Below are 20,951 nucleotides of genomic sequence, written 5' to 3'. Positions count from 1 at the left end.
CCTAGGGGCAGCCTTTCAGCTATGCAAGCGGCCGGCACGACGGGCCAGTGGCTGGCGGCTCAGGCGCTGGCCGATCAGCACCAGCCAACAGGCCAGGATGAACGGTGCGGTAAGCCCCGGGACCGGCAAATGCGCAACCACCGGTTGCAGGACGATGGCCAGGATCATCGCCAGCAGAGGCAACCAGGGTTGCTTGCGGGTCTGGCTGAAGGCAAGGGCAGCGAGCGCGGCGTTGAAACCGTAGAGGCCGGCATAGGCGGCACTCGCTTCGCCACCGAGCAGGGCGACGCTGCCGCCCAGTGCCGCGCCGAGCAACGCCCAGGCAGCGGCATAGCGGTTGGCGATCACCAGGCCGATGGCGATCAACAGGCCCGCCAGGGGGTTGTCGAGCAGGAAGATCTGGCCCAGGCCGCGTGCCAGTGCATAGAGCGCATTGTGCTCCACGGGGGGCGCGGTGCTGGCGGCTGGTTCGCTGAGCAGCAGCACGGCCCAGCCGATCAGCACGAAGGGCGCGGTGTAGGCCGGCAGCAGCAGGTTGGAGCTGGCACGCTTGAGCCACTGATGCACGAGCATGCTGCTCAGGCCGCCGGCGGCGATGATCAGCGGCGGCAGGATGGCCGACCAGGGCAGGGCATAGCTGAGCAGCAGACCGATCAGCACGCCGTTGTAGCTGTACAGGCCGGCCTGCCGGTCGGTGCGGTTGTAGCCACGGCGCTGGGCCGTGAGCAGCCCGGCGAGGGCACCCAGCAAGGCGCCGCCCACCAGGTCGGGAGCGGTCAGGGTGATGGCCAGCAGGCAGAGCAGGCCGCACAGCGGGCTGCGCTGCAGCAGGACCTGGCTGAAGCCATTGAGCAAGGCCGTGGCCCAGTCGGGGCACGGGTTGACGAAATTCTTGGTGTACATGGGGGCAGTCTGGGTTGATGTGGAGTGGGCGGGCCTCTGTCGGGCCGGGTTTTCCCACGTGGATTTTTTGCGGATTCATCGCGGGGCAAGCCAGCTCCTGCGGGTAGGAGCGGGCTTGCCCCGCGATGAGGCTCGACCCTTAGATCAGTGTTTCGATCCGCAGCGTGTTAGTCGATCCGGGCTTGCCAAAAGGCACACCGGCAGTGATCAACAGGGTGTCGCCACGACTGGCCATGCCTTGGGCCTGGGCGATTTCCAGCGCCGTGGAGCAGATTTCATCCACCTGGCGCAGGCGGTCGTTGACCACCGAGTGCACACCCCAGGCCACGCTCAGGCGACGAGCCGTGGACAGGTTGGGGGTCAGGTTGAGAATCGGCGCCCGTGGACGCTCGCGGGCAGCGCGCAGGGTCGAGGCGCCCGACTCGCTGTAGTTGACCAGCACCGCCACCGGCAGGATGCCGCTGATGCGACGGATCGCGCAGCTGATGGCGTCCGATACGGTCGCTTCGGCCTTGGGACGACCGACGTCCAGTTGGGCCTGGTAGTCCGGGCCGTTCTCGACCTGGCGGATGATCTTGCTCATCATCTGCACCGCTTCGAGTGGGTAGTCGCCCGAGGCAGTCTCGGCCGACAGCATCACCGCGTCGGCACCTTCTGCCACGGCGTTGGCCACGTCGGTGACTTCGGCGCGGGTCGGGGCCGGGGAGAAGCGCATCGACTCCAGCATCTGGGTGGCCACCACCACGGGTTTGCCCAGTTCGCGGCAGGTGTTGATGATGCTCTTCTGGATTTGCGGCACGCTTTCGGCCGGCACTTCCACGCCCAGGTCGCCACGGGCAACCATGATGGCGTCGCTCAGCTCTGCGATGGCGCGCAACTGGGTGACTGCCGAAGGCTTCTCGATCTTGGCCATCAGGTAAGCGCGGTCGCCGATCAGTTGGCGCGCTTCGACGATGTCTTCCGGGCGCTGCACGAACGACAGCGCCACCCAGTCCACACCCAGTTCCAGGCCGAAGGTCAGGTCGCGGCGGTCCTTGGCAGTCAGCGGGCTCAAGTCCAGAACGGCCTGTGGCACGTTTACACCCTTGCGGTCCGACAGCTCGCCACCGTTGAGCACTTCGGTCTCGATGGCATCGGCGTGCTTGGCGGTGACTCGCAGGCGCAGCTTGCCGTCATCGAGCAGCAGGTCCATGCCAGGCTCCAGCGCTGCGATGATTTCAGGGTGCGGCAGGTTGACCCGCGAGAGTGTTCCCGGGGTGGTGTCCAGGTCCAGGCGCAGGGCCTGGCCGCGCTGCAGTTGTACCTTGCCGTCGGCAAAGCGGCCAACGCGCAGCTTGGGGCCCTGCAGGTCCATGAGGATGCCCAGCGGGTAGTTGAGCTGGCTCTCTACCTCGCGGATCCACTGGTAGCGCAGGGCGTGGTCTTCGTGTTCGCCGTGGCTGAAGTTGAGGCGAAAGATGTTCACCCCGGCTTCGACCAGCTGGCGGATGTCGTCGACACCCTTGATGGCAGGACCGAGGGTAGCGAGGATTTTGACTTTTTTGTCAGGCGTCATGGTTGGCACTCTCAAGGATCAGAATGGCGCGAAAATCGTTGACGTTGGTCCGCGTCGGCTCGGTGACGATCAAGGCATCGAGAGCGGCGAAGTAGCCATAGCCGTTGTTGTTGTCCAGCTCGTCGCTGGCCGACAGGCCCAGGGCCGCGGCGCGTGCGTAGCTCTGTGGGGTCATCAGGGCGCCGGCGTTGTCTTCGGAGCCATCGATGCCGTCGGTGTCACCGGCCAGGGCGTAGACGCCGGGCAGGCCCTTGAGGCTTTCGGTCAGGCTCAGGAGGAACTCGGCGTTGCGTCCGCCACGGCCATTGCCGCGCACGGTCACGGTGGTCTCGCCACCGGAGAGGATCACGCAGGGCGGCGACAGCGGCTGGCCGTGCAGCACGATCTGCCGGGCGATACCGGCGTGCACTTTGGCCACTTCCCGCGATTCACCTTCCAGGTCGCCGAGGATCAGCGGGCTGAAGCCAGCCTGGCGGGCCTTGACCGCTGCCGCTTCCAGCGACTGCTGCGGGCGGGCGATCAGTTGGAAGTGGCTGCGTGCCAATGCCGGATCATCGGCCTTGACGGTCTCGGAGGCCGGGTTGTTCAGCCAGGCGGTCACGGCGGCCGGTGCTTCGATGTTGTAGCGCTTGAGGATCGCCAGGGCTTCGGCCGAGGTGCTCGGGTCGGCCACGGTGGGGCCTGAGGCGATCACGGTTGCGAGGTCGCCCGGCACATCGGAAATCGCGTAGGTATAGACGGTGGCCGGCCAGCAGGCCTTGGCCAGGCGGCCGCCCTTGATCGCCGAGAGGTGCTTGCGCACGCAGTTCATCTCGCCGATGGTGGCGCCGGACTTGAGCAGCGCTTTGTTGATCTGTTGCTTGTCGGCCAGGGTCAGGCCTTCGGCAGGCAGGGCCAGCAGGGCAGAGCCGCCGCCGGAGAGCAGGAAGATCACCCGGTCGTCGGCGCTAAGGTCGCTGACCATCTCCAGTACGCGCTTGGCCACGGCCAGGCCTGCGGCATCCGGTACCGGGTGGGCGGCTTCGACCACTTCGATCTTGGAGCAGCTGGCGCCGTGGCCGTAGCGCGTTACCACCAGGCCGGAAACCGGGCCTTGCCAGTTGCGCTCGACCACTTCGGCCATGGCGGCTGCGGCCTTGCCGGCGCCGATGACAATGACGCGACCGCTGCGGTCGCTGGGCAGGTGGGCTTCAAGGACCTGGCGAGGGTGTGCGGCATCGATGGCCGTGGCGAACAGCTCGCGCAGAAAGTGTTGCGGATCGACCGACATGGCAGGCTCCAATCTTATTGTTCTTCAAAATCGACAGCGCCCCGGGACTCGCCTCCGTGCAGGCATATCCAAGGGCGCTTGGGCGACAAGTTTCAAGCTGCAAGCTGCAAGACAAAGCAGATCGATGTACAGCCCGCTCTTTCTTGCAGCTTGAAGCGAGCAGCTTGCAGCTTGCTGCTTATTTCTCTTCGCGGATCGAGAAGTTGGCCATGTGCTCAAGGCCCTTGATCAGCGCGGAGTGGTCCCAGTTGGCGCCACCGATGGCCGCGCAGGTGCTGAACACTTGCTGGGCGTTGGCGGTGTTGGGCAGGTTGATGTTCAGCTCCTTGGCGCCTTGCAGGGCCAGGTTCAGGTCCTTCTGGTGCAGGCTGATGCGAAAGCCTGGGTCGAAGGTGCCTTTGATCATGCGCTCGCCGTGTACTTCCAGGATCTTGGAAGAAGCGAAGCCGCCCATCAGTGCTTCACGCACCTTGGCAGGGTCGGCGCCGTTCTTGGCGGCGAACAGCAGGGCTTCGGCCACTGCCTGGATGTTCAGGGCAACGATGATCTGGTTGGCGACCTTGGCGGTCTGGCCGTCGCCGCTGCCACCGACGCGGGTGATGTTCTTGCCCATGGCCTGGAACAGCGGCAGGGCGCGTTCGAAGGCGTTTGGGCAGCCGCCGACCATGATGCTCAGGGTCGCAGCCTTGGCGCCGACTTCACCGCCGGATACCGGAGCGTCCAGGTAGGTGGCGCCGGTGGCCTTGATTTTCTCGGCGAAGGCTTTGGTGGCGGTAGGGGAGATCGAGCTCATGTCGATCACTACCTTGTTCGGGCCAACGCCCAGGGCCACGCCGTTCTCGCCGAACAGTACCGAGTCCACCTGTGGGGTATCGGGCACCATGACGATGATGAATTCAGCTTCCTGGGCGACTTCTTTCGGGTTCGCCAGGGCTACGGCGCCAGCGGCGACCAGGTCGGCCGGGGCAGCATCGTGGTGACTGGACAGGAACAGGCTGTGACCGGCTTTTTGCAGGTTCTGCGCCATTGGGTGGCCCATGATGCCGGTGCCGATAAATCCGATTTTAGCCATGAGAAAAGCCTCTTGTAATTATTCAATCTCGGCTGGTTGGCCTGGCCCCCGTGGGAGCTGGCTTGCCAGCGATAGGAACGAATGGGTGTGTCAGTGAGGGCCTCTTCGCTGGCAAGCCAGCTCCCGCAATGGGGGCGACGAGGCCGTCGGCGGATCAGATTGCGTTGTGCGATTTCAACCAGCCAAGGCCAGCTTCGGTGGTGGTCAGCGGCTTGTATTCACAGCCCACCCATCCCTGGTAGCCGATGCGGTCCAGGTGTTCGAAGAGGAAGCGGTAGTTGATCTCGCCGGTACCCGGCTCGTTGCGGCCCGGGTTGTCGGCCAGTTGGATGTGGTTGATCTTGGCCAGGTTGCTTTCCATGGTACGGGCCAGGTCGCCCTCCATGATTTGCATGTGGTAGATGTCGTACTGCAGGAACAGGTTGCTGCTGCCGACCTCGGCCTGGATTTCCAGGGCCTGCTTGGTGGTGTTCAGGTAGAAACCGGGGATGTCGCGGGTGTTGATCATTTCCATGACCAGCTTGATCCCGGCGGCTTCCAGTTTATCGGCAGCGAACTTCAGGTTGTCGACGAAGGTCTTGCGCACGGTGGCGCAGTCCGGACCTTGTGGGCGGATACCGGCCAGGCAGTTGACCTGGGTGTTGCCCAGTACCTTGGCGTAGGCGATGGCCAGGTCCACGCCTGCGCGGAACTGCTCGACGCGGGCCGGATCGCAGGCGATACCACGATCACCCTTGGCCCAGTCGCCGGCCGGCAGGTTGAACAGCACCTGGGTCAGGCCGTGGGCATCGAGTTGCTGCTTGATTTCAGCCGAGCTGAAGTCGTACGGGAACAGATATTCGACACCGCTGAAGCCTGCATCGGCGGCAGCCTTGAAACGGGCGAGGAAGTCCTGCTCGGTGAACAGCATGGACAGGTTGGCGGCAAAACGTGGCATGGATGTCTCCTTGCAAAAGTGGGCCCTGCGCGTCACGCAGCAGGGCCGCCCAAGCGATCAGTCGAGCAGGGAAATCGCGGTTGGCGCGTCGTCGCCGACCAGCGCCAGGTCTTCGAATTCGTTGACCGCGTTGATTTCGGTGCCCATGGAAATGTTGGTCACACGCTCGAGGATAACCTCGACCACTACCGGTACCTTGAACTCTTCAGCCAGCTTCTGCGCCTTGAGCAGGGCCGGGGCGATTTCGCCTGGCTCGGTCACGCGCAGGGCCTTGCAGCCCAGGCCTTCGACCACGGCAACGTGATCGACGCCATAGCCGTTGAGTTCCGGTGCGTTGACGTTCTCGAACGCCAGCTGCACACAGTAGTCCATCTCGAAGCCACGCTGTGCCTGGCGGATCAGACCCAGGTAGGAGTTGTTCACCAGGACGTGAACGTACGGCAGGTTGAACTGCGCACCTACCGCCAGCTCTTCGATCATGAACTGGAAGTCATAGTCGCCCGACAGTGCAACGACCTTGCGGGTCGGGTCGGCCTTGACCACGCCCAGGGCCGCAGGGATGGTCCAGCCCAACGGGCCGGCCTGGCCGCAGTTGATCCAGTGGCGAGGCTTGTACACGTGCAGGAACTGGGCGCCGGCGATCTGCGACAGACCGATGGTGCTGACGTAGCAGGTGTCTTTGCCGAACACCTGGTTCATTTCCTGGTAAACGCGCTGTGGCTTGACCGGCACGTTGTCGAAGTGGGTCTTGCGCTGCAGGCTCGACTTGCGCTGCTGGCAGTCTTCCAGCCAGGCGCTGCGGTCCTTGAGCTTGCCGGCGGCTTTCCACTCGCGGGCCACTTCCAGGAATACGTCCAGGGCGGCGCCAGCGTCGGACACGATACCCAGGTCCGGGGTGAACACGCGGCCGATCTGGGTCGGTTCGATATCGACGTGGATGAAGCGACGGCCTTCGGTGTAGACGTCGACGGAGCCGGTGTGGCGGTTGGCCCAGCGGTTACCGATACCCAGCACCACGTCGGACTTGAGCATGGTGGCGTTGCCGTAGCGGTGCGAGGTCTGCAGACCGACCATGCCGACCATCAGCGGGTGATCGTCAGGGATGATGCCCCAGCCCATCAGGGTCGGGATCACCGGGATGCCGGTCAGTTCAGCGAATTCAACCAGCTTGTCGCAGGCGTCGGCGTTGATGATGCCGCCACCGGCGACCAGCAGCGGACGCTCGGCGGTGTCGAGCATGGCCAGGGCTTTCTCGACCTGGACGCGGTTGGCGGCAGGCTTTTGCACCGGCAGTGGCTGGTAGGCGTCGATGTCGAATTCGATCTCGGCCATCTGCACGTCGAACGGCAGGTCGATCAACACGGGGCCCGGACGGCCGGAGCGCATTTCATAGAAAGCTTTCTGGAACGCGTAGGGCACTTGGCCTGGTTCCAGAACGGTGGTCGCCCACTTGGTCACGGGCTTGACGATGCTGGTGATGTCGACGGCCTGGAAATCTTCCTTGTGCATGCGGGCACGCGGCGCTTGGCCGGTGATGCACAGGATCGGGATGGAGTCGGCGGAGGCGCTGTACAGACCGGTGACCATGTCGGTACCGGCAGGGCCGGAGGTGCCGATGCACACGCCGATGTTGCCGGCCTTGGTGCGGGTGTAGCCCTCGGCCATGTGCGAGGCGCCTTCAACGTGACGAGCGAGGACGTGATCGATACCGCCGACTTTCTTCAGTGCCGAGTACAGCGGGTTGATTGCAGCACCCGGAATACCAAACGCGGTTTCAACACCTTCGCGGCGCATCACCAGAACGGCTGCATCAATTGCTCTCATTTTGCTCATGGTTTTGTGCCTCTTTGATTTTGTAATTGTATACAAATGGCTTTTCGTCAGAGTGTATTCACGGCAGGCGACTCTGGTCAATCCATTTTCATCGGCGATGGGTGCTTTCGTCGGGAAGCCCGCAAAAAAGGCTTTTCGTCCGAATTGGGTTATCGCGTTGAAAATATTGTATACAAAAATATTCGCCATTGTGTTCTATTTGTTCTATTGATTTTTACACCTGCCCTCGGGCTCCTAACAACAAGAGGACCTTTCCATGAACGCATTGACCTTGAAAGTCGCCGTCAGCCTGGTGAACGCCGCGCTGGTGGCGGGCCGCAAGATCAACTCCGCTCCCCTGACCGTCGCGGTACTGGACAACGGCGGCCACCTGTTGGCACTGCAGCGCGAAGACGGTGCCAGCCTGCTGCGTCCGCAAGTGGCGATGGGCAAGGCCTGGGGTGCAATTGCCCTGGGCAAGGGCTCGCGCCTGCTGGCGCTGGACGCGCAGCAGCGCCCGGCGTTCTTCGCCGCGCTCAATGGCCTGGGGCAGAGCCCGGTGGTGCCGGCGCCGGGTGGCGTGCTGATCCGCAATCAGCAGGGCGTAGTGGTGGGGGCGATCGGTATCAGTGGCGATACCTCGGATATCGACGAGCAGTGCGCGATCAGTGCGATCGAAGAGGCGGGATTGACGGCAGATGCCGGCGTAGCAGCCTGACGGCAGGAGCGGCGGTGCGACGTCTCGACTTGCCCCGCCGTTCCTACACAGGTTTCAGGCGTCGGGTTCACACCCTTTGAGCACCAGGCGGATGATGGTCTGCGCCGCCGCCTCGTAGTCGCTGTCTTCCAGCTTGGCCTTGCCGGTGACCACCGAGATCTGCCAGTCGAAATCGGCGTAGGTCTGGGTAGCGGCCCAGATGCTGAACATCAGGTGGTGCGGGTCGATGGGAGCGATCTGCCCGCGGTCGATCCAGCCCTGGATACATTCGATGTTGTGCCGGGCCTGTTCGTTGAGCTGTTCGACCTGGCTCGGGCTCAGGTGCGGCGCACCGTGCATGATCTCGCTGGCAAATACCTTGGACGCAAACGGCAGGTCGCGGGAGATACGCACCTTGGAGCGTATGTACGCGCTCAACACCTCTTTGGCATCACCGTCGGCGTTGAACGGTGTGGACGCCTGCATGATCGGTTCGATGATGCTTTCCAGGACCTCGCGGTAGAGGTTTTCCTTGGATTTGAAGTAGTAGTAGACGTTGGGCTTGGGCAGCCCGGCCTTGGCCGCGATGTCGCTGGTCTTGGTGGCGGCAAAGCCCTTGTCGGCAAATTCCTCGCTGGCCGCGCGCAGGATCAGTTCTTTGTTGCGCTCGCGAATGCTGCTCATGGTTGACGCTGTTCCTCGTGTCGGGCCGCAAGCGGCACCGGGCCTGAAAGGGCGGTTGCGCATGGTAGCACCGCGTTCGCAAAGGGCTCAAGGTGGCGACTTTGGGCTATGCTGAGTACCTCTTAACCCGCTGGAATCAGGCAAACATGGCAGGAAGCAGTCTTCTGGTATTGATCGACGATATCGCCACGGTATTGGACGATGTCTCGGTGATGACCAAGGTCGCGGCGAAAAAGACCGCGGGGGTGCTGGGTGACGACCTGGCGCTCAATGCCCAGCAGGTCACCGGAGTGCGGGCCGAGCGGGAAATTCCAGTGGTCTGGGCGGTGGCCAAGGGCTCGTTCGTCAATAAGCTGATCCTGGTGCCGGCGGCGCTGCTGATCAGCGCCTTCATCCCCTGGGCGGTGACGCCGCTGTTGATGATCGGCGGTGCCTTCCTGTGTTTCGAGGGATTTGAAAAACTCGCCCACAAGTTCCTTCACAGCAAGGCTGAAGACCACGCCGAGCATCAAGCCAGGACCGAAGCCCTCGCCGATCCTGCGGTCGACCTGGTGGCCTTCGAGCAGACCAAGATCAAGGGAGCAATTCGCACCGACTTCATTCTGTCGGCAGAGATCATCGCCATCACCCTGGGCGCGGTCGCCGGTGCACCGCTGACCCAGCAGATCATCGTGTTGTCGGGTATCGCTATTGTCATGACCATCGGGGTGTATGGCCTGGTGGCGGGCATCGTCAAGCTCGACGACCTGGGCCTGTGGCTGACCCAGAAAGCCTCCCGTGCAGCCCAGGCGCTGGGCAATGGCATTCTGCAGGCGGCGCCCTACATGATGAAAAGCCTGTCGGTGATCGGTACTGCAGCGATGTTCCTGGTCGGTGGCGGGATTCTGGTGCACGGCGTGGCGCCGCTGCATCACGCAATCGAAGCCTTCAGCGAAGGGCGGGGCGGGGTATGGATGGGGGCGTTGCTCAATGGCGGGGTGGGGATTGTGGCCGGGGCGACGGTGCTCGCCGTGGTCGCCGTTGTTGGCAAGCTCTGGCGGGCTGTGAAGGGTTGAGATTGATCGCGGGGCAAGCCCGCTCCTACCGGTGGGGGAGGAGTGGGCTTGCCCCGTGATTTCATCAGAAGTGCACTTTCACGAGGAAGCTTGCAGTGTTCTGGTCGGTATCGAAGGCGTCGCTGTCCTTGATGCCGTACTTGTTCTTCCAGTAGTCGTATTCGAAACCGACGTACAGCTGCTTCTCGCCCCAGTTCAGGGCCTTGCCCAGGTCGTACTTGACCTGTGGGTTGAAGTGCAGGTTGGCGTGGTAGGTGCCACGGCGGCTGGTGGCATCGTTATCGACGACCCAGTCCATGAAGCCATCGATGAGAATGTCGGATTTGCCCACAGGGATGGTGTAGGACCATACCGGGGTGATCTGCCAGACGTTGTCACCGGCACGGCTGCCTTCGGTGTTGCGCTGGTAGAAGTTCAGCTGGAAGTAATCGAAGCCCGGGATTGCCAGGTCGAAACCAGGACCGATCAGGTAAGACTCGGTATCGCCCTCGCCAAACTCGTAGGTCATGGCCAGCAGCACGTCCTTGATCGGGCCGAACTCCAGCTTCTGGTCGAAGATCTTGCCGAACGACAAGCGCGGTTGAATCTCGCCATAGTAGGTGTTCGGACCGTTGTTGAAGTCCTTGTCACCGTTATAGAAGATCTTGTCGACGAAGATGAAGTTGTCGCCGTACTTCCAGGCGTCGGCGTGCTCGAACGTCACGGTCTGCTGGATTTGCGGGTTGACGGCAAAGTTCTTGCCCCACAGATAGGTCAGGCTGTTGTTCTGCCATTGCAGCAGGTCGCCGGCGGTGGCGGCGGTACTGGCCGCCAGCAGGCCGCCGGCGAGAATCAGGCTATTGGTAATGCGCATCGCTGTGTTGCTCCCTTGATTGAATCTGTTGTCGGTACTCTGAGCGGCACCGTTTGGTTTAATACTTGTCTTTCGAGTCAGTTTTTTTCGATTGGCCACAGCTAATTGGCAAGAGCTGCGCCAACTTTCCGGTTACGGCACAACAATCCTGCTCGACGTCTTTCTGAACAGCTGAAAAAGGGACATCAGGTTGGCATCACGCCTGCCAACCGCCCGAATTCATTGACTGAGCGGTCAGCAAACGCGGGCAGAAATCCGTCCTGCCCTATCGAGGGGGCGCGCAGATTACTGGCTTGCGCGCGGGTCCTCAAGTGCTCCGTCATGGAGCGGGTGTGGCTAAAACTGTGCGTTTGGTCAGGTTTTAGAAGTGAACCTTCACCAGGGCACTGGTCACACTCTGGTTGGTATCGAGCCGTCCACTGTTCTCGATGCCGTATTTATCTTTCCAGTAGCTGTATTCGATGCCCACGTACAACTGCTTGGCGCCCAAATTCAGGGCCTTGCCCAGATCGTATTTGACCTGTGGGTTGAACTGCAGGTTGGCATGGTAGGTGCCGCGGCGGGTTTCGTCGTTGTCGACCACCCAGTCCATGTAGCCATCGACGAGGATGTCGGATCTGCCCACGGGAACGGTAAAGGAAAAGGTCGGGGTAATCTGCCAGACACCATCGCCGGGGCGGCTGCCTTCGGTGTTGCGCTGCATGATGTTGAGGGTGAAGTAGTTGAAGCCGGGAATTGCCAGGTCAAAGCCGGGGCCGATCAGGTAGGCCTCGTTGTCGCCTTCGCCGGACTCGTAGGTCATGGCGACCAGTACGTCCTTGATCGGGCCGAATTCGAATTTGCGCTCGAAGATCTTGCCGAACGACAGGCGGGGGCTGAACTCGCCGTAGTAGGTGTTGCTGCCTTTGTTTCGGTCGGTGCCGCCGTTGTAGAAGATCTTGTCGACGAACAGGAAGGTATCGCCGTATTTCCACTTGTTGGCGTGTTCGAAGGTCACCGTCTGCTGGATTGCAGGGTTGACCTGGAAGTCCTTGCCGTAGAGATAGGTCAGGCTGTTGGTGTGCCAGAGCAGCAAGTCCCCTGCGGTGGCTGGCAAAGCGGCCAGCAGACTGCTGCCCAGCAGAAGGGAAGTGGTGATGCCTTTCATGTTGTGATTCCCGGCATTGTTATTGTTGGTTTTGGGTTTTTCGGCGCGAGGCGCCCCGGCCGACCCGCTCCTACGGGTCGACGGTCCTGCGTATTGCTCGGGTGAAGCCGGGCGGCATGCGCCGCCCGAAAACTCAGTGCTGGTGGGCGGCTTCGTTATGCGCCGCACGTTCGGCGCCGCCCAGGATGTTGAACAGCAGGTTGAGGACCAGCGCGCTGACCGTGGCCATGGCGATACCGCTGTGGGTGATCGGTTCCATCCACTGGGGCATCTGCGAGAAGAATTCGGGGCGCACCACTGGAATCAGGCCCATGCCGACGCTGACGGCAACCAGCAGCTGGTTGCGGCGGTCGGCGATGTCAGCTTCCTGGAGGATCTTGATGCCGGTGGCCGCGACCATGCCGAACATCGCGATCGAGGCACCACCGAGTACCGCAGGCGGGATCGAGGCGATCAGGAAGGCGGCCTTGGGCAGCAGGCTGAGCAGGATCAGGAAGCCGCCGGCAACCACGGTGACATAGCGGCAGCGCACGCCCGTCATCTGCACCAGGCCGATGTTCTGGGCGAACGAGGAGTGGGTGAAGGTGTTGAAGAAGCCGGCAACGAAGGACGCACCGGCGTCGCACATCAGGCCGCGGCGCAGCATGCCCGGGGTGACTTCACGGTCGGTGACCTTGCCCAGGGCCAGGAACATGCCGGTGGACTCGACGAAGATGATCACCACTACCAGGCACATCGACAGGATCGGGGCGAGGCTGAAGGTCGGCATGCCGAAGTGCAGCGGCGTCACCACTTGCACCCATGGAGCGTCGTCCAGGCCCGAGAGGTCGACCATGCCGATGGAACCGGCGAGGATGTAGCCCAGGCCCATGCCGATCAGCACCGAGACATTGACCCAGAAGCCACGCATGAAGCGGTTGACCAGCAGGATGGTGGCCAGTACCAGGGCAGCGACGGTCAGGTAGACGGGGGAGCCGAAGGTTTCGGCTTCGGCGCCACCGCCGGCCCAGTTGACTGCAACCGGGAACAGCGACAGGCCGATCGAGGTGATGACCGTGCCGGTCACCAGCGGTGGGAAGAAACGCACCACCTTGGACATGAACGGGGCGATCAGCATGCCGAAGAAACCGGCCGCGATGGTCGCACCAAAGATACCTTGCAGGCCGACACCGGGCATGCCGGCCATGGCCACCATGCTACCCACGGCAGCAAAGCTTGCACCCATCATGACTGGCATGCGGATGCCAACTGCGCCAATGCCGAACGACTGGACGATGGTGGCGACACCAGCGACCAGCAGGTCGGCATTGATAAGGAAAGCGACTTCTTCACGAGAAAGGCCGGCGGCCTGGCCAATGATCAGTGGCACGGCGATCGCGCCTCCGTACATCAGCAAGACATGTTGTAGACCCACCAGGAACAGTTGGAGCATTGGCAGTGGCTGTCGTGGGGGCGCAACGGGGATGTACGCCTTGCGTGACTCGGACATGCAACACCTCGGTTTTGTTTTTATTCTTTAGAGCTGCAAGCTTCAAGCGCCAACCTCCAAGAAGAAGGTCGCGCTTGGCTTGCAGCTTTTTTTGCTTGTCGCTTACAGCTGGCAGCCTGCGGCCGCCTCAGTTCGTCGGTGCACCCTTGGCGATCCAGGCACCGATCAGTTCACGTTCCTGCTGGGTCATCTGAGTGATGTTGCCCAGGGGCATGATCTGCGTGGTGACGGCTTGCGCCTGGATGCGCGCCGCCTGTTGCTGGATCTGTTGCGGGGTGTCGAGCATCACACCGGCAGGTGCGGCGCTGAACAGCGGGCTGGTCGGCTTGGCCGAATGGCACACGGCGCAACGTTCCTGGATGACGCTGTGGATCTTGTCGAAGCCGGCATCGTCGAGCTTGGCGACGTTGGCCGCGGGTGCCTCGGCAGGGGCAGCAGCCTGGGCAGGTTCGGCGGCTTTCTCTGCAGCTTTTTCGGCGGCAGTCTTGCCACCCAGGGCGGTCTCCGGCAGCGGCTGGTACTCGACCTTGGCTGCGGCTTGCTCAGGAGCGGTCGGCATCGGCGCAGGGCCTGTGACGTAGGCCAGGCAGATCATCGACAGGGCGCCGACTGGCAGGGTCCAGGCGTACTTGTTGCTGTCGTGGCGGGTGTTGAAGTAATGACGAACCAATACTGCAGCCACCGCGATGCCGGCCAGGATCAGCCAGTTGTACTGGCTACCGTAGGTGCTCGGGAAGTGGTTGCTGATCATGATGAACAGCACCGGCAGGGTGAAGTAGTTGTTGTGCCGCGAGCGCAGCAGGCCCTTGGCCGGCAGTACCGGGTCGGGAGTCTGGTTGGCTTCGATGGCGGCGACCAGCTGACGCTGGGCCGGCATGATGATGCGGAACACGTTGCCGACCATGATGGTGCCGATGATCGCGCCGGTGTGCAGGTAGGCACCACGACCGCTGAACACTTGGCTGAAGCCGTAGCACGCCGCGATGACCAGCACGAACAGTACCAGGCCCAGCAGGGCAGGGCGCTTGCCCAGTGGCGAGTCGCAGAGGAAGTCGTAGATGAACCAGCCGGCGATCAGGGAGCCAACACCGATGGCGATGCCTTCACCGCCCGAGAGGGTGCTGCCAGGGGCCAGCAGGTACAGGGTCGGGTTCCAGTAGAACACCAGGCACAGCAGGGCGATACCCGACATCCAGGTGAAATAGGCTTCCCATTTGAACCAGTGCAGGTTCTCCGGCATTTTTGGCGGAGCCAGCTTGTACTTCTCCAGGTGGTAGATCCCGCCACCGTGAATCGCCCAGAGATCGCCGGAAAGACCGTCGCGCGGATTGGCGCGGTTGAGGTTGTTCTCCAGCCAGACAAAGTAGAACGACGCGCCGATCCAGGCCACGCCAGTGATCATGTGAACCCAACGCACGCTCAGGTTCAGCCATTCCAACAGATGTGCTTCCACAGTCTTTACCTCTACCCTGGCATCCTGTTGCCGGATGCTCAGGTCTTCTCTTATTGGTGGGGGGCGAGGATCAGTTGCTCATCCTCATTGAAAAAATGCTCATCGCAGTTGTTGCCAGTGCCACTGCGATCAACCACCAGGAAGTCATCCCGCTTTTCGATCGTCAGCACCGGGTGGTGCCAGACGCCGCGATGGTAATTGATGCCCTGCCTTCCATTGCTGCGGAAGGCGCGGACAAGGCCCGATACAGGTGCATCGCCAAGTGGCGCGACCACGATCAGAAAGGGGTTGCCGAGCAGCGGGATGAAAGCCTGGCTGCCCAGCGGATGGCGCTCCAGCATGCGAACGGTCAGTGGCATGTCCAGCGCGTCGGCGCGGAAGATGCTGATGATCGCGTTGTCCTCGGGCTGGGCGGTCTCGACCGTCGCCAGCTTGTGGAAGCGCATGGTCGAACCGTTGTTGATCATGAAGTGGTCGCTGCCGTCGGTTTCGATCACGTCACCGAAAGGGGCGAAGGCTTCTTTGGTCAATGGCTCAATCACTAAAGTGCGCATGCGGATTCTCTTTTTTCTGTGTTGTGGAGGGTTTCGCTCTCGGTGCCTGGGGCCCTGGGTACGCTCGCGTGGCGCACTCGGGCCCGATGGCATCGGCGTCCCTTTAAAGTTGCAGCAGGCGGAACAGGGCAATCAGGTTGATCTGCGCCAGCGCTTCCTTGAATTCGGCCTCGACCGAGTTGTGGATGCGTTTTTCGAACGAGGCGAGGATCTGGTGCCGGTTGCTGCCTTTTACCGCCATGATGAACGGGAACTTGAACTTGGCCTTGTAGGCGTCGTTGAGTTCGGTGAAGCGTTTGAATTCTTCGGCGGTGCACTGGTGGATACCGGCGCCGGCCTGTTCGTTGGTGCTCGATTCGGTCAGTTCACCCTGGATGGCGGCCTTGCCGGCGAGGTCCGGGTGAGCGTTGATCAGCGCCAGTTGGGCGTCATGATCGGCGCTGAGCAGGATGTCGCTCATGCGCTGGTGCAGGGCTTCGATCTGATCGACTTCCTGCAACTGGCCCAGGTCGTAGGCCTTCTCGGCAACCCAGGGCGAGTGTTCGTAGATGTCGGCAAAGGCTTCGACGAACGCAGCGCGTTCCAGGGACGAAGGCTTGAGGGTCTTGAAAGCGGTCATTAGGCGTTCTCGGCTTTGTAAGGGTGGGTGGCATGCCAGTGACGGGCGATGTCCACGCGCCGGGCGAACCAGACCTGATCATGGCTCTTGGCGTATTCGACGAAGCGCTTGAGTGCGGCCAGGCGGGCCGGGCGACCGACCAGGCGGCAGTGCAGGCCGATCGACAGCATCTTCGGTGCTTCGGCGCCTTCCTCGTACAGGACGTCGAAGGCGTCCTTGAGATACTGGAAGAACTGCTCGCCGCAATTGAAGCCCTGGACCTGGGTGAAGCGCATGTCGTTGGTGTCCAGGGTGTACGGGATCACCAGGTGCGGCTTGCCGGTCGGATTGTTCGGTTCCCAGTAGGGCAGGTCGTCGTCGTAGGTGTCGCTGTCGTAGAGGAAACCGCCTTCCTCCATCACCAGGCGACGGGTGTTGGGACCGGTGCGGCCGGTGTACCAGCCTACGGGGCGCTCGCCGGTGAGTTCGGTGAGGATGCGGATGGCTTCGAGCATGTGCTCGCGCTCCTGGGCCTCGTCCATGTTCTGGTAGTCGATCCAGCGGTAGCCGTGGCTGCAGATTTCGTGGCCGGCTTCGGCCATGGCGCGGATCACGTCGGGGTGGCGCTGGGCGGCCATGGCGACAGCGAAGATGGTCAGCGGGACACCGGTGTCCTTGAACAGCTTGAGCAGGCGCCAGACGCCGGCGCGGCTACCGTACTCGTAAAGCGATTCCATACTCATGTTACGAGCGCCCTGCAGGGGCTGGGCGGCGACCATTTCCGAGAGAAAGGCTTCCGATTCCTTGTCTCCGTGAAGAATGTTGCGCTCGCCACCTTCTTCGTAATTGAGCACGAAAGACAAAGCGATGCGGGCATTCCCCGGCCAGCGCGGATGGGGTGGGGTATTGCCGTAACCGATCAGGTCGCGAGGATAATCAGCGCTCACTGCAGTCTTCCTTCTTATACGTGTCAACGGAGGGCGTGGCGCCCGGGATGGGGTATCGGCCACGTCGATGAGATGATTGTATACAACTTTGTTTGCGGTTTGTAAGCCTGTTTTTTCGTATTTCTTTGCCTTTTTACCCCGAAACCCCACTGCGAGAGCCCTGCAAGAAACCTGCCTGATCGGTCAGTTAATGACGTTGGCGTCGGCTGGCGGCGCGGTTTTGCGACTGATGGTGTATTTACAGGGGGTGAACGGTGTGTCAGGAAAGAATACCGAATTATTGTGTACAATTTATCTGGAAAATGTCTTAATAATCCGACAGCCGTAAGCTGCCGTGTTTCCTCCCGGTGGCTTGCGGGTATTTTTTGCCCACAGATAGAACAGAGGCGAGCAAGCAATGGGACGTTTGACCACGCATGTACTGGATGCCGCTCATGGCTGCCCTGGCAGCTCGATCAAAGTCGAGCTGTACCGGGTCGAAGGCCAGCAGCTGGAACTGGTGAATACCACCCTGACCAACAGCGATGGCCGTTGCGACGCGCCGCTGCTGCAAGGCGACGACTACCGCAGCGGTGTGTACCAGCTGCAGTTCAGCGCCGGCGACTACTACCGTGCTCGCGGCGTGAAACTGCCAGAGCCTGCATTTCTTGACGTGGTGGTACTGCGTTTTGGCATCAGCGCCGAGCAGGATCACTACCACGTACCGCTGTTGATCTCGCCGTACAGTTACTCGACCTATCGCGGAAGCTAGTTGGTCGCTAGATGAATCTTCGTAGGTCCTTGCCCGCTCACACTGGCGGGCTTTTTTTTGCCCGGAGCTTTTATCGCGAGGCAAGCCCGGTTCCACCGGTAGGAGCGGGCTTGCCCCGCGATGAGTATCTCAAACCAATAAAAAGCCCCACCCGAAGGTGAGGCTTTGGCGGTGTTGCAGGCAGCAGTGTTACAGGAACACGAACTTGGCGATAAAGATCGCTGTCAGGACCCACAGGCTGGCCGAGATCTCGCTGAAGCGCCCTGTACCGGCCTTGAGCACCACAAAGGTGATAAAGCCCAGAGCGATGCCGTCGGCGACCGAGAAGGTCAGCGGCATCATGATTGCGGTGACGATCGCCGGAATGCTGTCGGTGGCTTCATCCCAGTTGATGTGTGCCATGCTGCCCATCATCAGCATGGCGACATAGATCAGTGCGCCCGCAGTGGCATAGGCAGGGATCATCCCGGCAAGCGGGGCGAAGAACATCGCGGCGATGAAGAACAGGCCCACCACGACTGCGGTCAGGCCCGTACGGCCCCCTGCGGCAACCCCCGCGGCACTCTCGACATAACTGGTGACCGGCGGTACACCCACCACTGCACCAAATACGCTGGAAGCACTGTCGGCCTTCAACGCCCGCGACAGGTTCTCGATGCGGCCGTCGGCATTCACCAGGTTAGCCCGCTGGGCCACGCCCATCAGGGTGCCGGCGGTGTCGAACATGTGCACGAACAGGAAGGCGAACACCACGGCGATCATGCTGACGTTGAACACGCCTGCCACGTCCATGGCCATCCAGGTCGGTGCCAGGCTCGGTGGCAGCGAGAACAGCCCGCCGTATTCCACCAGTCCCAGGCCCCAGCCGGCGAGGGTAACGCTGATGATGCTGATCAGGATCGCACCGAACACCCGGTGGTAGCTGAGCACGGCAATCATCAGGAAGCAGATGGCTGCCAACAGCGGGCCAGGCTCGTGCAGGGAGCCGAGCTTGATCAGGGTGGCCGGGCTGTCGACGACAATTCCAGCTGTTTTAAGACCGATCAGTCCGAGGAACAATCCGACGCCGGCACCCATTGCATGACGCAGACTCACGGGAATGCTGTTGAGCAGCCATTCACGCACCCGCGACAAGGTCAGCAACATGAACAGCACCCCGGAGACAAACACCGCGCCCAGCGCAGCTTCCCAGGTGTAGCCCATGGTGCCGACCACGGTATAGGTAAAGAAGGCGTTGAGCCCCATGCCCGGTGCCAGGCCGACCGGCCAGTTGGCATACAGGCCCATCAACAGGCAGCCCAGGGCGGCGGCGATACAGGTGGCGACGAAGGCCGCTCCGTGATCGATGCCGGCATCGGCCATGATGTTGGGGTTGACGAAGATGATGTAGGCCATGGTGATGAACGTGGTCAGGCCGGCGATCATCTCGGTCTTTACGGTGGTGCCATGTAGCTTGAGTTTGAAAATCCGCTCCAGCCAGCTCGTTTCGAGCGGTGGGGCAAGATCCAGCGTAGGGGCTTCGGATTTGCGGCTTTCCACAGCGTGTACTCCTCAAGTCTTTTCTTGTTTTTCAGAACCGGTCCTGCGCACGCACTAGGGGGCTCTGTGAGGCGGATGGGATGGCAGGCGACCGGACCTTTTGTTGACTTCTGAGTCAGGAAGTTGCACGAGGGGATTATGCGTTTGTATACAAAGAATGCAAATAATGTTTTTGTTGTTGTGCGCAGATAATTTCGCCGAGCAGCTATAAAGGCCATCATCCACTGCAGAAATCCCTGCGGCTGTGTACAATGTGCGCATACCTTAATCGTTTAATTTTCTTTCCAAGACTTGCCACCGCCCCACTGACTGCTATTAAAGTCTGGGTCCGACTGGCGGATCTCCGTGCTCGAGTGCCCATGAACGAACAGCTGCAACCCCTCAAGAAACCAGTGCGTACCGGCAAGGCCGGGCGCAGTGGAACCCAGGACGACATCGTCTACGCGCATATTTTCGAGGCGATTCTCGAGCAGCGCCTGGCGCCGGGTACCAAGTTGAGCGAGGAAGCGCTGGGCGAAATCTTTGGCGTCAGCCGTACCATCATTCGTCGCGCGCTGTCGCGCCTGGCCCATGAAAGTGTGGTGCTGCTGCGGCCCAACCGCGGTGCGGTGGTAGCCAGCCCAACCGTCGAGGAAGCCCGCCAGGTGTTCTTCTCGCGTCGCATGGTCGAGCGCGCCATCACCGAACTGGCCGTCGAGCACGCCACGGCCGAGCAGCTCAACGAACTGCGCCAGATGGTGCGCGAAGAGCGCGACAGCTTCTCGCGCGGCGATCGTGGCGCCGGCATCCGCCTCTCGGGCGAATTCCACCTTAAGCTCGCCGAAGCGGCCGGCAATGCACCCCTGATCAGCTTCCAGCGCAGCCTGGTCTCGCAAACTTCGCTGATCATCGCCCAGTACGAAAGCGGCAACCGCTCGCACTGCTCCTACGATGAGCACATGCAACTGATCGACGCCATCGAGGCCCGTGATGTGAATCAGGCGGTCAGCCTGATGATGCACCACATGGACCACATCGACAGCAAGCTCAACCTCGACGAAGAAAGCGCCTCGGACGACCTGCATGCAGTGTTCTCGCACTTGTTGCAGACCAAGAAGCGCAGTTCGGTACCGGTTAAAGGTTGATCGAACTTCTTTGGGGCCGCTTTGCGGCCCTTCGCGGATGAATCCGCTCCCACCGATTTTTTTGAAGTCCTTATGCGGCCGAGCTGATCGGTATCCGATCTAGTGTTGGAAGGACAGCCCGCAGTCCCCGCATGCCTTCCTGTCATTTGCGTACTGGTCGCTACAGCGAATCTGGACGTATCTATTTGTTGACCTCCAATACGCGGGGTCGCTGTCCTGTTTTCAGCGAATTCCATTCTGGCCGTCTTCTGGTACAGCAGTTTCGTGCGTCCGAAGAGGCAGGATTGGTGCGATCGCCGGCCAAGGTAAAAGCGGCCAGTGCCATTGCCTTCAATTGACATCAAGGCATTGTCGGTGAGCTTTGGTAGCCCAGGTTCTGGGATGCCATGTGGCTGTGGCTGTGGGAGTGGATTCTTCCGCGAAGGGCTGCAGCTGGCACTTCACCCAGCCTCTGCTAGATTCTCACCTGCTCCATACCGCAATCCTTCATCAAGCAGTTGGGCTTGCGCGC

The 20,951-nt window shown here is 61.6% G+C and carries 19 protein-coding genes; 4 read left to right on the top strand and 15 right to left on the bottom strand.

All coding sequences use genetic code 11. From position 1 onward, the window contains the following. Positions 1–15 precede the first annotated feature (15 nt). From NPS58_RS28550 to gcl, 6 genes are all read right to left on the bottom strand, one after another. A complete protein-coding gene (locus NPS58_RS28550) occupies positions 16–903 on the bottom strand; it encodes an urea transporter (protein WP_274118535.1) in 888 nt (295 codons plus the stop codon). A gap of 139 nt (positions 904–1,042) precedes the next feature. Beyond that, positions 1,043–2,458: a pyruvate kinase gene (pyk, locus tag NPS58_RS28545; RefSeq protein WP_274118534.1), complete on the bottom strand. Its 1,416-nt coding sequence runs from the start codon at positions 2,456–2,458 to the stop codon at positions 1,043–1,045. Further along, positions 2,448–3,728, bottom strand: a complete 1,281-nt coding sequence (locus tag NPS58_RS28540) for a glycerate kinase type-2 family protein (RefSeq protein ID WP_274118533.1) — start codon at positions 3,726–3,728, stop codon at positions 2,448–2,450. The genes pyk and NPS58_RS28540 overlap by 11 nt, the downstream gene beginning before the upstream one ends. A 178-nt stretch (positions 3,729–3,906) precedes the next feature. Continuing rightward, positions 3,907–4,800 (bottom strand): 2-hydroxy-3-oxopropionate reductase, encoded by an 894-nt coding sequence (locus NPS58_RS28535; protein WP_274118532.1) that lies wholly within the window; start codon positions 4,798–4,800, stop codon positions 3,907–3,909. A 154-nt stretch (positions 4,801–4,954) separates the two neighbouring features. Next, entirely contained in the window at positions 4,955–5,737 is a 783-nt protein-coding gene (gene hyi, locus NPS58_RS28530) for a hydroxypyruvate isomerase (RefSeq protein WP_274118531.1), read from the bottom strand. A 57-nt stretch (positions 5,738–5,794) separates the two neighbouring features. After that, entirely contained in the window at positions 5,795–7,570 is a 1,776-nt protein-coding gene (gcl, locus tag NPS58_RS28525; protein ID WP_274118530.1) for a glyoxylate carboligase, read from the bottom strand. A gap of 256 nt (positions 7,571–7,826) precedes the next feature. Between gcl and NPS58_RS28520 the strand changes: the two genes are divergently transcribed. Further along, entirely contained in the window at positions 7,827–8,267 is a 441-nt protein-coding gene (locus tag NPS58_RS28520) for a GlcG/HbpS family heme-binding protein (RefSeq protein WP_274118529.1), read from the top strand. A 54-nt stretch (positions 8,268–8,321) separates the two neighbouring features. Here NPS58_RS28520 and NPS58_RS28515 read toward each other — a convergent pair whose 3' ends face one another. Continuing rightward, positions 8,322–8,930: a TetR/AcrR family transcriptional regulator gene (locus tag NPS58_RS28515; RefSeq protein WP_274118528.1), complete on the bottom strand. Its 609-nt coding sequence runs from the start codon at positions 8,928–8,930 to the stop codon at positions 8,322–8,324. 146 nt (positions 8,931–9,076) lie between these two features. Here NPS58_RS28515 and NPS58_RS28510 point away from each other — a divergent pair, with 146 nt between their 5' ends. Next, entirely contained in the window at positions 9,077–9,985 is a 909-nt protein-coding gene (locus NPS58_RS28510) for a DUF808 domain-containing protein (RefSeq protein WP_274118527.1), read from the top strand. A 64-nt stretch (positions 9,986–10,049) separates the two neighbouring features. Here the strand turns inward: NPS58_RS28510 and NPS58_RS28505 are convergent, their stop codons facing one another. The 7 genes from NPS58_RS28505 to puuE all read right to left on the bottom strand — a co-directional run bounded on the left by NPS58_RS28505 (position 10,050) and on the right by puuE (position 17,026). Beyond that, on the bottom strand, positions 10,050–10,838 hold the full coding sequence (locus tag NPS58_RS28505; protein WP_274118526.1) for an outer membrane protein OmpK: 789 nt from the start codon (positions 10,836–10,838) through the stop codon (positions 10,050–10,052). A 361-nt stretch (positions 10,839–11,199) separates the two neighbouring features. Then, complete coding sequence (locus NPS58_RS28500; protein ID WP_274118525.1) at positions 11,200–11,985, bottom strand: outer membrane protein OmpK; 786 nt, start codon at positions 11,983–11,985, stop codon at positions 11,200–11,202. Between the two features lie 133 nt (positions 11,986–12,118). Next, the gene (locus NPS58_RS28495) at positions 12,119–13,474 is read right to left on the bottom strand and encodes a nucleobase:cation symporter-2 family protein (protein ID WP_274118524.1); all 1,356 of its coding nucleotides are present in this window, start codon (positions 13,472–13,474) and stop codon (positions 12,119–12,121) included. Positions 13,475–13,601: 127 nt separating this feature from the next. Further along, positions 13,602–14,927 carry a urate hydroxylase PuuD gene (locus NPS58_RS28490; protein WP_274118523.1) on the bottom strand — a complete coding sequence of 442 codons (1,326 nt, stop codon included), beginning with the start codon at positions 14,925–14,927 and terminating at the stop codon, positions 13,602–13,604. A 50-nt stretch (positions 14,928–14,977) separates the two neighbouring features. Then, entirely contained in the window at positions 14,978–15,481 is a 504-nt protein-coding gene (locus tag NPS58_RS28485; RefSeq protein ID WP_274118522.1) for an ureidoglycolate lyase, read from the bottom strand. Positions 15,482–15,584: 103 nt separating this feature from the next. Continuing rightward, entirely contained in the window at positions 15,585–16,100 is a 516-nt protein-coding gene (gene uraD / locus NPS58_RS28480; RefSeq protein ID WP_274118521.1) for a 2-oxo-4-hydroxy-4-carboxy-5-ureidoimidazoline decarboxylase, read from the bottom strand. Beyond that, positions 16,100–17,026, bottom strand: a complete 927-nt coding sequence (gene puuE / locus NPS58_RS28475) for an allantoinase PuuE (RefSeq protein WP_274118520.1) — start codon at positions 17,024–17,026, stop codon at positions 16,100–16,102. The genes uraD and puuE overlap by 1 nt, the downstream gene beginning before the upstream one ends. Positions 17,027–17,423: 397 nt before the next feature. Here puuE and uraH point away from each other — a divergent pair, with 397 nt between their 5' ends. Continuing rightward, positions 17,424–17,777: a hydroxyisourate hydrolase gene (gene uraH / locus NPS58_RS28470; RefSeq protein ID WP_028945416.1), complete on the top strand. Its 354-nt coding sequence runs from the start codon at positions 17,424–17,426 to the stop codon at positions 17,775–17,777. Positions 17,778–17,966: 189 nt separating this feature from the next. Here uraH and NPS58_RS28465 read toward each other — a convergent pair whose 3' ends face one another. Next, entirely contained in the window at positions 17,967–19,316 is a 1,350-nt protein-coding gene (locus tag NPS58_RS28465; RefSeq protein WP_425313162.1) for an NCS2 family permease, read from the bottom strand. A 359-nt stretch (positions 19,317–19,675) separates the two neighbouring features. On the opposite strand from NPS58_RS28465, the gene NPS58_RS28460 reads away from it, so the two are divergent. Next, on the top strand, positions 19,676–20,440 hold the full coding sequence (locus NPS58_RS28460; RefSeq protein WP_028945414.1) for a GntR family transcriptional regulator: 765 nt from the start codon (positions 19,676–19,678) through the stop codon (positions 20,438–20,440). Positions 20,441–20,951 lie beyond the last annotated feature (511 nt).

This window comes from Pseudomonas putida (assembly GCF_028682455.1).
Taxonomy (GTDB): domain Bacteria; phylum Pseudomonadota; class Gammaproteobacteria; order Pseudomonadales; family Pseudomonadaceae; genus Aquipseudomonas; species Aquipseudomonas putida_AA.
The sequence above is the reverse complement of the archived record's forward strand: the minus strand, read 5'-3'. Positions and strand labels throughout refer to the sequence as shown.